Source organism: uncultured Campylobacter sp., from assembly GCF_938030685.1.
Classification (GTDB): domain Bacteria; phylum Campylobacterota; class Campylobacteria; order Campylobacterales; family Campylobacteraceae; genus Campylobacter_B.
Genome location: NZ_CALHHX010000053.1, coordinates 1 through 12,313, shown reverse-complemented (window position 1 = coordinate 12,313; position 12,313 = coordinate 1). Strand labels below are relative to the sequence as shown.

Sequence of the window (12,313 nt, the reverse complement as noted above, 5' to 3'; positions counted from 1 at the left end):
GAAATAGCAGCTGTCAAAGTAGTCTTACCATGGTCAACGTGACCGATGGTACCAATGTTTACGTGTGGCTTGTTACGATTAAATTTTTCTTTAGCCATCATATCCTCCGTTATTGATTTGTGGATTACACAACAAACTAAGCGACTCTATTTTATGGAGCTCATAGCGGGACTTGAACCCGCGACCTCTTCCTTACCAAGGAAGTGCTCTACCTCTGAGCCATATGAGCCTAAACTCAGGCAAAGAGAAATCGCTACCAATACCCAACAATGCGACCAAAATTTAGATTATGTAAGCATATAAAAGCAGTTAAGTTTTACAGCTCCCAGTAAACCTAAATGGTGGAGCGGGAAACGGGGCTCGAACCCGCGACCCTCAGCTTGGAAGGCTGATGCTCTAGCCAACTGAGCTAATCCCGCATCAAAAATTCATGGTGGTGAGACGTGGATTCGAACCACGGAAGGCAAAGCCAGCAGATTTACAGTCTGCCCTCGTTGGCCACTTGAGTATCTCACCCTTTGATGAAATCTGGTCAAACACTGTTACAAAAAATGGAGCTGGTGGACGGGATCGAACCGCCGACCCACTGCTTACAAGGCAGTAGCTCTACCAGCTGAGCTACACCAGCATTTTGAAATTGAAGTGGCAATTATAACCGAAAAATCCCCAATTGTCAAGGCTAAAACAGCCTATTTTAAAATTTCATAAAATTTCTGCTATAATGCGCGCAATTTTAAATTTTAAGGAATTTTATATGAAAATCATACCTTGGATTATCATAGTTTTTATGATTTATTTGATTTATTATTTTATCTCCCGGTCGGAAAAGCGTCTAAATACCCTTGAAAAGCGCCTAAATAAGATAGAAGAAAACTTAAGCGAGATAAAAAAGGCTACCGAAGCCAACAGGCTTTTGATCGAAGAAGCAAAGCTGGACTCTGAAGATGACGCAAAAGAGCAAGAATAAAATTAAATTTAAATCCATGATCTCGCTAGCTTAGCCTTTTTGCTAAATATCTCGTGCTAAAAATTATGAATATATTTTATAGTGCACTTTGGCATTTTTAAAAGAAATTTTGCCGCAATGTCGGAACCGCGAAGTGCAAGAAGCTCATACGTAACTAATTCTTTAAATTTTACGAAATTTAAAATTCGCGCTTTAATCCTGCAACGCCAAGCAAATCCACGCAAATCAATAAATCAAAATTCCAGCCATTAGCCGCAAATTCCTTAGAATTTCAAATAACGTCGCATAAAGTTAAAATTTTGCCAAAATCCATCTTGCAATTCAACTCATTAAAATTTTGCGCAAATCCCTCAGCTAAAATTCTAAACTATAAAATTTTAGTATTTAAAATCATATTAATCAACCCCGCCGCAGAGCAAAACCTATGAGCTCGCACCAAGCGCTGCCCCAGGCTTAATATATCCAAAAGCTCAAAAGCGCAGACCGCAACCTCTGCAAGGATAAAATTTCATCATAATTTTTAAAAACCAAAATTTAAAAAGCACAGAATTTTACCCCAGGATTTGAATTGAGTAAAAAGCCGGCGAAATGCAGGAGCTTCTAAAACGCAAAATTTATCCATTGGAATTTTCCTCGCTCACAAGCGCTTCAGCGATGAGCTCCAGCGGATTTACGCACCTCATCTGCGAGCCACTTAAAGAAAGCGAATTATTTAGCTGCATCCTGCACGCGCTGCACTCAGCAGAAACTACGCACACAGGCAGATCTGCCATTGCGCGCGCCTTAGCTAATCCCGCTGCGCGCGCGAGCTCGTAGCGCTCGGCCTGCATCGTCACACCGCCAAATCCGCAGCATTTATTAGGCTCATCCATCTCGGTTATTTCGTAGTTTTGAGCGAGCAAGCCGCGCGGTTCTTTCCAAATACCCTGCATTTTGCGGGCATGGCACGGATCGTGATAAGTAATCGCTAAAGCCCTTTTGCCGCGGCGCATCAAAAGATCATTTAAGTTTGTAAATTTATAAAAGTATTCGCTCGCCATAAAAATTTTACTCGCAAGCTTTTGCGCACGGGCTTTCCATTGCGGCTCATTTTCAAAAAAATGCGCGTAATCCACCCGCAGCATCGCAGAGCACGTAGCCTCGGGCACGATAATCGCATCAAGAGCAGGCAGAGCTTTTTCGAAATATACTATATTAAATTTTGCCACGCGTTCAACCGCCGCAAAATCTCCCGTAAAATACGCAGGAGCGCCGCAACAGGCTTGTTCCTTCATCAAATTTACGTTTAGCTTTAGTGCTCGCGCGATATGTAAAATCGCCTCGCCTACGCCCGTGTAAGCGTAGTTTGCCATGCAGCCTATAAAAATTCCGATAGTTTTTTCGCCGCCGTTGTCGATAAATTCTGCATGAGAGTTCATAAAGCTCTTTTTCGCAGGGGCAGGCAACAAGCGCTCTTTTTTAAGTATTGGTAAGCCAAATCTAGGCGACATAGAGCTTTGCGTATCTTTTCGCATCTTAAAGCCACAGCTAAAAAACACGTATCCAAGCGCTGCTGCTAGATCCAGCGCTTTGCGGTGCCCAAGCAGCCAAAACGCAGCTTTTTTGTACCACGCGATGCCAAATTCTTCCTCAATGCGCGCGCGAACATTCTCGATTGCTGTATCTATGGGCAAAGACTCGCCGCAAATATCTACGCAGTTGGTGCATAAAAAGCAGCTTTCAAAAATTTTCTTAGCGTTTTTATCAAGCTTTAGCTCATTCCTGCCGTAAGCGCCCAAAAGATCCACAAATCCGCGCGGGCTCGTTACTTCATCGCCGTTAATGCCATGAACCGTGCAGACTTGGATACATTTACCACATTTTACGCAACGCTCGCTAAGTGCCGCAAAATCGAACGCTCCAAGCTTTGCCTTACTCATAGCCGCGCCGCTTAGACGGTTTTAGAAAAGCGCTTTTCGCCCAAATTTTTATCCATATACTCATCAAAGCACATCGCGATATTACGGATCAAAAGCGTGCCGGTAGGCGTTACTGAAATTCTATGCGGCGAGACTTGTACGAAATCCTTTAGCGCCTCAAGCTGCTTTAGGCTCGCGCCGAAATGCTCGAAAAATTTTATCTTAAATTTCTCCTCGACCGCTTCTATATTGACGCAAAAATTACTCATCAGCCCCATAATCACCTCCTTGCGCAGCAGATCCTCTTCATTTAGCAAAATGCCCCTGCAATACGGCAGCCTGCCTTCATCGATCGCAGCCTCGTAAGCGTCCATATCTTTGAAATTTTGCGCGTAGTGGCGCGCGCCCTCGCCGATGCTAGTTAGCCCGATGCCGATCAGATCGGCGCCGCCCTTGGTCGTGTAGCCCTGGAAATTACGGTGCAGCGAGCCGTTTTTAAGCGCGGCATGAAGCTCGTCTTCGGGCTTTGAGTAGTGATCCATACCGATCATCTCATATCCGTTCGCGCTCAAAAAATCGTGGGTAAATTTTAAAATTTCAAGCTTCACCTTCGGTTCTGGCAGTGTCGTCTCATCAAATTTACGCATTGATTTTTTTATCCACGGCACGTGCGCGTAGTTAAAGATCGCAAAGCGGTCCGGATCAAGCGAAAGTGCAAGCTCTAGCGTGCGCTTAAAGCTAGCTAGGCTCTGATACGGAAGGCCGTAGATCAGATCCATATTTATCGATTTTATCCCCCTCTCGCGCGCCATGGCTATGACGTCCCTCGTAAGCTCGAAAGGCTGGATGCGATGGATCTCCTTCTGCACCTGCGGATCGAAGTCCTGCACGCCGTAACTGATGCGGTTAAAGCCGTTTGAAACAAGCACGTCGAGCTGTTCCGCATTTAAAAACCGCGGATCGATCTCGCAGCTGATCTCGGCTTCGGGGCTGAAGCTTTTAAAATATTTTTTGATATTTTTTATGTGGCGCGCGAGCTGTTCGGCGCTAAAATACGTAGGCGTGCCGCCGCCGAAGTGCATCTGCACGATCTGCCGCGAGCCGTCCACGACGCCACTTAAAATTTGCATCTCGCGCTCGATATAGTCCAAATACCGATCCATCTTGTCGCGCTTGCCGGTGTAGATTACGTTGCAGCCGCAAAAATAACAGGCGGAGCGGCAAAACGGCATGTGAAAGTAAAGCGACAGCGGCGTGGAGCTTTCCTGATTTTTCAGCTCGTTCAGATACCCGTCGTAGCTGAAGCTCTCGCTAAATTCCAAAGCGGTCGGATAGCTCGTGTAGCGGGGTCCGGGACGCGAAAATTTCGCGTAAGCGTCGAAGTCTATGCTATTCACGGCCGCCCGCCTTGGTTTTGATAAGCTCTTCGATGTCGATGAAAAGGTTCGGATGTAGGTTTTTTACGCGCGAAACGACGGCATCGACGTCTAAGTTTAATCTTTTCGTATTCGGATTTGCACCCGTAAGCCTTCTGATCTCGTCCATACACACGATCCACGCGTCGCCGAAATCCACCGGCGTATGCTGCAAAATCGAGCGCTCAAGCTTGAGGTTAAAATTTTCCTGCATCGCGTTTTTGGTCGCGGCGATGAGATTTGCAAGCGATTTTATCGAGATCATCGTATGCACTTCGTTATTTTCGTCGATGCCGAACCACGGCTCCTCGTCGCTCCACGAGCCGCTTTTTAGAGTGAGTTTTTTCTCGTTGTCCTCGCCCTGTGAAATTTCAAAAACCGTCCTTTTCGAGCTATCCAGTCCGAAAAATTCGCTCGCTTTGTCGATCTTTTTTAGCGCTTTATCTTTTTCTTCCATGCGTTCTCCTAAAATTTATCTTTTTTGATCCAGCCAGACCATAACGCCTTTTTGTGCGTGCAGGCGATTTTCCGCCTCTGCAAAAATTTCATCCGCGTGCGCTTCAAACACGGCCTCGCTTACCTCATATCCGCGGTACGCCGGCAGGCAGTGCAAAAAGATCGCGCCACTACCTGCTAGAGCCATTAAGCTTTCATCCACGCAAAAGCCCGCGAAATCGCGAATTCTTTGCTCTTTTTCCGCTTCTTGCCCCATCGAAACCCAAGTATCGGTCGTCACGACGTTTGCGCCCGCTACGGCTTCTTTTATATCGTTCGTTATTAAAATTTTAGCGCCTGAAATTTTAGCATTTTCTTGCGCCTGCGCCAGTATTTGCGGATCGACCTCGTAGCCCATGGGCGTCGCAATACGCAACTCAAAGCCAAGCTTGCTAGCAAGCATCAGCCACGAGTGAGCCATATTGTTACCGTCGCCCACGTACGCAGATTTTATATTTGGAATTTGGGTGCCGCACTCCACGATCGTCATTAGATCCGCCATTAACTGCACGGGATGAAATTTATCGCTTAGCCCGTTTATCACCGGCACGCGGCTAAATTCCGCAAGCTCTATTAACGTCTCGTGGCGATTTACGCGCGCCATGATCAGATCGCACATTCGCGAAATCACGCGCGCGGTGTCTTTGACCTGCTCGCCGCGCCCGAGCTGGATGTCGCGACTGCTTAAAAATAGCGCGTGCCCGCCTAGCTCGTTCATCCCCACGTCAAAACTTACGCGCGTCCTGGTCGAACTTTTTTCAAATATCATCGCTAATTTTTGATCTTTCAAATACGGCTTAAAATCTCTTGCCTTAGCCTCTTTTTTAATCTCAAAGGCTAAATTTAAAATTTCGATTATCTCGTCCTTGCTAAAATCGTTTAACGTAAGAAAGTGCCTCATATCGCTCCTTTTTGGTTAAATTTTACACTGTTTTCGCTTACGTAGCGTTTTATTCGGCTTTAAAATTTTAAATTTACGCTACGTGCCGCGAAGCAAATTTCAAAAACAAGTCTCGCTGCTGCTGCGAAATTTTAAAATTCCAAAATTTTTAAAATTTTACCTGCGCGAATTTAAAATTTCCGCGATCTCTTTGGCGTGATAGGTGATGATCATATCCGCGCCGGCGCGCCTTATGCCTATCATCGTCTCCATTATCACGCGCTCATAATCGATCACGCCCGCTTTTTTACCCGCCTGCAAAAGCGCGTATTCGCCGCTTACGTTATACGCGCAGATCGGCAGCAGCGTGCGCTCCCGCAGGTCTCTGATTAGATCCAGATACGCAAGCGCGGGCTTTATCATCAAGATATCCGCTCCCTGCGCCTCGTCTTGCAGGCTTTCGTTGATCGCCTCAAATCTATTTGCGGGGTCCATCTGGTAGCTACTACGATCGCCGAAACTAGGCGCTGATTCTGCTACGTCGCGAAACGGCCCGTAGTAGCCGCTGGCAAACTTCGTCGAATACGCCATAATCGGTAAATTTTCAAATCCGCCGCGATCGAGCGCCTCTCGCAAGGTAGCGATAATGCCGTCCATCATGCCGCTGGGCGCGATCATATCTGCGCCCGCTTTGGCGTGGATGAGCGCCTGCTGCGCCGAAATTTCAAGCGTCGCGTCGTTATCCACCGTCTGATGTACATGATCGATGATGCCGCAGTGCCCGTGGTCGGTGTATTCGCAAAAGCATAGATCGGTGATGACGAGCAAATTTGGAAATTTAGCCTTTATCGCGCGTAGCGAAGTCGCGATGATGCCGTCCTCGCTTAGCGCGTCCGAGCCGATGCTGTCCTTTAGCGAAGGAATTCCGAAAAGTAAAATTTTATCTAGTCCTAGCGACAAAAGAGCCTCGCACTCTTTTAAAATTTCATCCAAGCTCATCTGAAATACGCCGGGCATCGAGGCGATCTCCTTTTTGATGCCGCTTCCTTCCACGACAAAAAGCGGATAGATTAGAAAGCGGGTTTGCAGATCGGTTTGTCGCACTAGATCCCTAAGCGCGGGATTTATTCGTAGTCTCCTAAATCGTTTAAACATTATTTTTCCTTTTTTAGCTAGAATTGTGAGATTTATAATATCACAATCGGAGTAAATTTAAGCATGGATATAAAAATTTCAGAGGTCGCAAATCTCCCCTCTCGTTTCGGAAGCTTCCGCGTTCAGTCGTTTAAGCAAGGGAACAAAGAGCATTTAGTAATATTTAAGCAGCCTTTGGAGGGCGTCGTAAACGTACGTATCCACTCGGAGTGCCTTACCGGCGATGCGATCGGCAGCCTAAAGTGCGACTGCGGTGAACAGCTCGAAGCGAGCCTAAAATATATCGAAGAGCATGGCGGCATGGTGATCTATCTGCGTCAAGAGGGGCGCAATATCGGGCTTTTTAATAAAATCAACGCCTACGCGCTGCAAGATCAGGGCCTCGATACGATCGAAGCAAACCATCAGCTAGGCTTCAAAGCGGACGAGCGCACCTACGAGATCGTGGATTTCATACTCGCTCATTTTGGAATTTCGCGCATAAATCTGCTTACGAACAATCCGCAAAAGCTACACGATCTAAAGGTAGAAGTGGTCGCGCGCGTGCCGATAATCATCACGCCGAATAAATTTAATGAAAACTATCTGCGCGTCAAAAAAGAGCAGATGGGGCATCTGCTGTGAAGCTTACGCTGGGCGAGAGCTTTGGCGAGCAGGTTGCAAAATTTAAAGCCTGCCTGCAAAAATTTAACCGCGTGCATAGCCTCACGAATTACGACGATTTGGACGCGGTGGTGCGCGACAGCCTAAGCGGAGCGAATTTCATACCGCGCTATCCGCGTATCGCGTGCGACATCGGCTCGGGAGCGGGCTTTCCCGGGCTATTTTTGGCGCTCGCGCTGCCGCTGTGCGAGTGGCATCTGTTTGAGCCAAACCAAAAGAAAGCGGCGTTTCTAACCTACGCGAAGGTTAGCCTCGCTCTAGCTAACGTAAAAATCCACGCCGAGCGCGTGCAAGACGGCGCAAAGCTGCGCGCCGATCTGATAAGCTCGCGAGCGCTAATGAGCGCGCGAAGCTTAATTGAAATTTGCCGCGGCTTTTACGACGAAAACACTACGTTTTTGCTCTACAAAGGCTCGGGCGCAGAGGCGGAAGCGGAGGAATTCCGCAAGGAATTTACGAGCGCGCGCTGTGAAATTTTTAGCGGCGAAAACGCTTTGAAAAATAGAAAATTTTTGGTGATCAAAGGGGTGAAATAATGGGAAAAATTCTAGCCATAGCCGTTATCGCGGCGCTCATATATTTTTTGATAGTGCCTAGATTTCGCATAAAGAAAAAGGATGATGCGACCGAGCTTTTGGCGTGCGACGAGTGCGGGACGTACTTTAGCAGCGACGAGCTTGCTCTGCGCGACAAAAAGCGCCTTTGCAAATCCTGCGAAGCCAAACTAAGGGGCGGCAAATGATCATCCTAGGCCACGCGCTCGTACCCTACGAGCCGCTGTATCTCATCAAAAACGGCGATGAAGTTTTCAAATACGACAATCTGCTATTTAAATTTAACGACAGGCTCATCGCCGCGGCGCAAAAGGCGCAGAAAAAATTTAGCGTTATTACGAATGATGTAAATGAAATTTTACTCGCAAACGGCGCAGGCGCGCGCTTCATCATCGTGGATAAAAAATCCGCCGCGGCCGCGCAAAAGCTGGCAAACGATTATTTATTCGACGCCAAGATCGCGATGTTTATCGGCTCTGCGCGGGCGTTAAAAGGTCTAGCCGAGCTCGGTATCGATGCGGCGATCTTTAAAGACGCGATCGCAAATGCGCCCAAATCGCTACTTGCAAGCATTGGAGACAGCGTGGGCTCTAAATTTCACTTCGGGCTTCCGAAAAAAGATGAAATTTTCGGCGGCGCGCAAAAGCTCGCGGATAAAATTTCGGCTCTGGATAAAAAGCTAAGCGCGCCCGCAGCCGGTAAAAATGACGATATCTGGAAAAAATAGCAAAATCCTAAGCGAATTTATTCGCGGGCGTAAAATTTCTATGACTCACGCAAATTAAAATTCCGCGCATAATTTTGCTTAGCCTCGCGGCTTAGAATTTAACGCGAATTTCACCCGCTTACGCAGATAGGAATTCTACGCGGAATTTTGCCCTCTTTCGCAAATTAGAATTCTGCGCGAAATTTCACGTGTCCTCTGCAAAATTTTCTCGCTTATTCAATTTAAAATTTTACCCGCTCGGATATATTTAAATTTTACGTAGAATTTCGCCTGCCTTCGCGGCAAGAAATTTTAAAAAGAATTTTATCCTCCCGCGCGATGCGAAATTTTACTAAATTTTCTACGCGCGATATAAAATCTACGTAAATTTTACTCGCGCAATTAACGTAAATAAAATTCTGCCTCTGCCTAAGCTTCATAGAATTTCGCGCAAAATTTACTCGCAGAGATGATATAAATTCCTAGCCATTGTTTTAAATTTTACTCGCGTTTTAGCTGCTTTTATGTGCGCGGTAAGGATTTTTTAAAGCTAAAATTTTATATAATTATGCGTTTCAAAAAGGCATATTTTGAGTACTAAATTCTTTCTAGCGATCCTTGCGATAGGCGTTATAATGGGGCTTTGCGCAGGGCTCTTAAACTTCGGCATCAACGAAATTGAAACTTTTGCTTTCGGACATAATGATGAGGAATTTCACATTATCACGGAGCAAACCACTGCGCTTAGGCGCTTTCTTAGCGTCCTCGCAGCCGGCGCAATCGTAACTATAATTAGAATTCTGCTGATAAGACTAAAACCCTTTTTAAACGTAGCTTCGATGATGGAGGGACAAAATCCGCCGTTTTGGCAAAATTTAATCCACTCGGTTTTGCAGCTTGCAGCCATCGCCATGGGCGCACCGGTAGGCAGTGAGGCTGCTCCGCGCGAGCTAGGTGGCTTGTTTGCAGCTAAAATTTGCCGCGCCTTAAATATCGGCGGAGACGAGCTTCGGCTATTTGTCGCATGTGGCGCGGGAGCGGGACTAGGTGCTGTATATAACGTCCCGCTAGCGGGCGCGCTTTTCAGCCTAGAAATTTTACTTAAAAGCTTCGATACTCGAGCGATTTTGTGCGCCTTTGCCACTAGTGCGGTGGCTACAGCTACAGCGGAATTCGGAGCTTCAAAAGAAATTTATTACGCAGTTTCGAACTTCGCCCCTACCCCGCAGAATTTACTCGCAGCGGCTCTAATCGGGCTTCTCACGGGGGTCGCAGCAAAATACTTTCAAGACGGAGTGCGCTTGTGCGAAAAGCTGCGCATAAAAAGCCTTAAAATCGCACTTACACTGCCACTTGCGTTTTTACTTACCGCGGCGATCGGCGCATACGTACCAGAAATTTTAGGTAACGGGCGCTCCGCAGCGCAGTTTGCTTTCGACTCCACATCCTTTAGCCCGTATTTGCTTGCGATCTTGCTTTGCAAGGCATTTTGCATTCTGATGATCTTTCGCTGCGGCGGATACGGCGGCACTCTAACGCCAAGCTTCGCGCTAGGCGCAGTTTTGGGGCTATGCGTTGGATTTGCGATCGGCGAAATTCTACCTATTAGCCTAAGCGCAGCGGGGGTTTGCGGAGGGGCCGCCTTTTTAGCGATCAACTTAAACGCGCCGCTTTGCGCCTTTGCCCTAAGCGCGGGATTTTGCGGGCTAAATCTCAACTCATATTCGGTCATCGTTTTTAGCATCGTATGCGCCGTGATCGCTAGAAATTTACTGACGAAAAATTTAGCGTAGTCGCGGCGCTGATAATTCATACGCTGCAAATCTGAATAACCTGCCGTCGCGCATAGAGTGAGCGCGGTAGGTCGCAACATTGGGCTAGGTCGGAGCCGTAAGGATATGCGCCTAAGCTGATCGTTGGTAAATTTAAGATAAAATTTTGCCACTTTAACCAAAGGAGAAAACAATGGGTTTACTTTCATTCGTAGCCGAAGCAGGCAAGAAACTACTAGGTCTAGGCGATGACGCCAAATCCGTAAAAGACGAGATCGCCACCAATCTCAGCTCTACGCCGGTAGAGGGGCTAGAGGTCGAGGTGCAGGGCGACACCGTCAAAATCAGCGGTAACGCCGATAAGGAAACTCTCGAAAAAGCAGCCCTCATCGCGGGCAATACCGCAGGCATCAAAAACGTGCAGATCGAGGGCATCAGAGAGGATAGCGCCGAGAACTACTACACCATCGTAAAGGGCGATAACCTATCTAAAATCGCGAAGAAATTCTACGGCGACGCGAACAAATACAAGATTATTTTCGACGCCAACCGCGAGGTTATCAAGGACGCAAACCTCATCTATCCGGGGCAGAAGATCAGAATTCCAAAAATTTAAACTCGCCTTTGAATGCCGCGGCTTGATTTTGCAAGCCGCGGATTTTACTTTTGCGAGCATTACGCTGCGTTTGCGAGAGCAGTGATTTTATCAGCCCGCGACGCAGCGAGATTTTGGCGGGCTAAATTTTATGAGCCGATAGCGCGGCATAATGTTGTAAGCTATGTATTTTGTAGACTGCAGATTTTCGAGCTGTACTGCGGCGGGTAATCTACTATCCGCCGCACTTGCGCGCTACCGCCCTATTTGAGAGCATATAAAACACTTTGAAATTCTATTTATAAAGAGCTAAATTTGGATAAATTTAAAGCCGGTGCTGCGCTAAGGAAAAAAGAGACTAGGGACTACGACAAATATCCGATAATCATCAAAGACAACGCAATAGAGATGATAAAGCTATATCTGCCGATTGTATTTATTTTGGACTTTCTTTCACATTTTGCACCATACAGACCACCACATCCAGGAGAGCTAAATGAACGCCCAAAAGAGTTCGGAAGCTGCTATATTAAATTTAAAAATTCCGCCATAGAGTATTTTTCTACGAAGAAAAATTTAGTCCTATTCGAAATAAAATTATCAAATATATTAGGAATAAAACGAACCTTCGGGCCTTCCGAATTTCAATCACTGATCGCTACAAAAAAGTTTGGATTTTGCGTCGTTATGATCTACTTCGTTTTAATGTCCGCCGTTTTTTACTTTAAAGGTTACGCTATCGCCCCATTCGTGGTACCGATAGCATTTGGGCTCGGCATACTCCCGCTACTTATTTTTAGATTGGTAAACGGGCTGGGGCTCAGACTGGATATGCTAAGCGGCGATAGTTTGATCATCTTTGATAAGCATTTTATTATCGACGTCTCGATTTTAACAAGCAACGAATACAAGGAACTGAAAACCTATTTTCTGCTAAAAACGGGAAAAAATTTAGACAAAATCCGGCCGCAAATTTTTATATAAATCAAAGGAGTAAGGAGCAGGTTTTAGACGTAAAGCAAGAATTTTATAAGCAGTTACGCGATAAACGTTTAGAAGATAGCCTCGTATGAAATCAAAATTTAATAAAGACCTAGACGCGCCGAATTATCTTTTAAGAGTTAAAAATTTTTAGCAAAAATACCGCTCAAATTTTATTAAATCCAAATCCTCACGTTCAATTTTAAAATTTTAACGATACTCAAAAAGCTTA

General features: G+C 46.2%; 14 protein-coding genes and 4 tRNA genes. 8 read left to right on the top strand and 10 right to left on the bottom strand.

Annotated features, from left to right (window positions below; translation table 11 throughout):
• The 5 genes from Q0369_RS02475 to Q0369_RS02455 all read right to left on the bottom strand — a co-directional run.
• The coding region (locus tag Q0369_RS02475; RefSeq protein WP_298095519.1) for a GTP-binding protein at positions 1-98 on the bottom strand (98 nt) is incomplete at its 3' end.
• Between the two features lie 56 nt (positions 99-154).
• Positions 155-229 (bottom strand) — tRNA-Thr (locus Q0369_RS02470).
• 113 nt (positions 230-342) lie between these two features.
• Positions 343-419: transfer RNA gene (locus tag Q0369_RS02465), tRNA-Gly, on the bottom strand.
• A 12-nt stretch (positions 420-431) separates the two neighbouring features.
• A tRNA-Tyr gene (locus tag Q0369_RS02460) sits at positions 432-516 on the bottom strand.
• A gap of 36 nt (positions 517-552) precedes the next feature.
• Positions 553-628: transfer RNA gene (locus Q0369_RS02455), tRNA-Thr, on the bottom strand.
• 126 nt (positions 629-754) lie between these two features.
• Here Q0369_RS02455 and Q0369_RS02450 point away from each other — a divergent pair.
• A complete protein-coding gene (locus Q0369_RS02450) occupies positions 755-967 on the top strand; it encodes a hypothetical protein (RefSeq protein ID WP_298063605.1) in 213 nt (70 codons plus the stop codon).
• A 614-nt stretch (positions 968-1,581) separates the two neighbouring features.
• On the opposite strand, the gene Q0369_RS02445 is transcribed toward Q0369_RS02450, so the two are convergent.
• From Q0369_RS02445 to hemB, 5 genes are all read right to left on the bottom strand, one after another.
• A complete protein-coding gene (locus tag Q0369_RS02445; protein ID WP_298095515.1) occupies positions 1,582-2,886 on the bottom strand; it encodes a (Fe-S)-binding protein in 1,305 nt (434 codons plus the stop codon).
• An 11-nt stretch (positions 2,887-2,897) separates the two neighbouring features.
• Positions 2,898-4,262, bottom strand: a complete 1,365-nt coding sequence (gene hemN, locus Q0369_RS02440) for an oxygen-independent coproporphyrinogen III oxidase (protein WP_298095512.1) — start codon at positions 4,260-4,262, stop codon at positions 2,898-2,900.
• Entirely contained in the window at positions 4,255-4,737 is a 483-nt protein-coding gene (locus Q0369_RS02435) for a DUF2603 domain-containing protein (RefSeq protein WP_298095510.1), read from the bottom strand. The genes hemN and Q0369_RS02435 overlap by 8 nt, the downstream gene beginning before the upstream one ends.
• Positions 4,738-4,752: 15 nt before the next feature.
• Positions 4,753-5,676, bottom strand: a complete 924-nt coding sequence (gene argF / locus Q0369_RS02430) for an ornithine carbamoyltransferase (RefSeq protein ID WP_298095507.1) — start codon at positions 5,674-5,676, stop codon at positions 4,753-4,755.
• A 156-nt stretch (positions 5,677-5,832) separates the two neighbouring features.
• A complete protein-coding gene (gene hemB, locus Q0369_RS02425) occupies positions 5,833-6,810 on the bottom strand; it encodes a porphobilinogen synthase (RefSeq protein WP_298095504.1) in 978 nt (325 codons plus the stop codon).
• Between the two features lie 63 nt (positions 6,811-6,873).
• On the opposite strand from hemB, the gene ribA reads away from it, so the two are divergent.
• From ribA to Q0369_RS02390, 7 genes are all read left to right on the top strand, one after another.
• Positions 6,874-7,434, top strand: coding sequence for a GTP cyclohydrolase II (gene ribA / locus Q0369_RS02420; RefSeq protein ID WP_298095502.1), 561 nt, complete (start codon positions 6,874-6,876; stop codon positions 7,432-7,434).
• On the top strand, positions 7,431-8,009 hold the full coding sequence (gene rsmG, locus Q0369_RS02415) for a 16S rRNA (guanine(527)-N(7))-methyltransferase RsmG (protein WP_298095499.1): 579 nt from the start codon (positions 7,431-7,433) through the stop codon (positions 8,007-8,009). Before ribA ends, rsmG begins: the two co-directional genes overlap by 4 nt.
• On the top strand, positions 8,009-8,215 hold the full coding sequence (locus Q0369_RS02410; protein ID WP_177386853.1) for a hypothetical protein: 207 nt from the start codon (positions 8,009-8,011) through the stop codon (positions 8,213-8,215). Before rsmG ends, Q0369_RS02410 begins: the two co-directional genes overlap by 1 nt.
• Positions 8,212-8,754 (top strand): hypothetical protein, encoded by a 543-nt coding sequence (locus tag Q0369_RS02405; protein WP_298095496.1) that lies wholly within the window; start codon positions 8,212-8,214, stop codon positions 8,752-8,754. The genes Q0369_RS02410 and Q0369_RS02405 overlap by 4 nt, the downstream gene beginning before the upstream one ends.
• Positions 8,755-9,323: 569 nt before the next feature.
• Positions 9,324-10,526, top strand: a complete 1,203-nt coding sequence (locus tag Q0369_RS02400; protein ID WP_298095493.1) for a chloride channel protein — start codon at positions 9,324-9,326, stop codon at positions 10,524-10,526.
• 172 nt (positions 10,527-10,698) lie between these two features.
• Positions 10,699-11,121, top strand: coding sequence for a peptidoglycan-binding protein LysM (gene lysM, locus Q0369_RS02395; protein WP_298095490.1), 423 nt, complete (start codon positions 10,699-10,701; stop codon positions 11,119-11,121).
• 294 nt (positions 11,122-11,415) lie between these two features.
• Positions 11,416-12,084, top strand: coding sequence for a hypothetical protein (locus Q0369_RS02390; RefSeq protein WP_298095487.1), 669 nt, complete (start codon positions 11,416-11,418; stop codon positions 12,082-12,084).
• Positions 12,085-12,313: the final 229 nt, after the last annotated feature.

Excerpts from the sequence above, each read along its gene's own strand:
- Q0369_RS02450 (WP_298063605.1), top strand. The coding sequence starts at position 755 with ATGAAAATCATACCTTGGATTATCATAGTTTTTATGATTTATTTGATT.
- Q0369_RS02445 (WP_298095515.1), bottom strand. The coding sequence starts at position 2,886 with ATGAGTAAGGCAAAGCTTGGAGCGTTCGATTTTGCGGCACTTAGCGAG.
- Q0369_RS02435 (WP_298095510.1), bottom strand. The coding sequence starts at position 4,737 with ATGGAAGAAAAAGATAAAGCGCTAAAAAAGATCGACAAAGCGAGCGAA.
- argF (WP_298095507.1), bottom strand. The coding sequence starts at position 5,676 with ATGAGGCACTTTCTTACGTTAAACGATTTTAGCAAGGACGAGATAATC.
- hemB (WP_298095504.1), bottom strand. The coding sequence starts at position 6,810 with ATGTTTAAACGATTTAGGAGACTACGAATAAATCCCGCGCTTAGGGAT.
- ribA (WP_298095502.1), top strand. The coding sequence starts at position 6,874 with ATGGATATAAAAATTTCAGAGGTCGCAAATCTCCCCTCTCGTTTCGGA.
- Q0369_RS02410 (WP_177386853.1), top strand. The coding sequence starts at position 8,009 with ATGGGAAAAATTCTAGCCATAGCCGTTATCGCGGCGCTCATATATTTT.
- Q0369_RS02405 (WP_298095496.1), top strand. The coding sequence starts at position 8,212 with ATGATCATCCTAGGCCACGCGCTCGTACCCTACGAGCCGCTGTATCTC.
- lysM (WP_298095490.1), top strand. The coding sequence starts at position 10,699 with ATGGGTTTACTTTCATTCGTAGCCGAAGCAGGCAAGAAACTACTAGGT.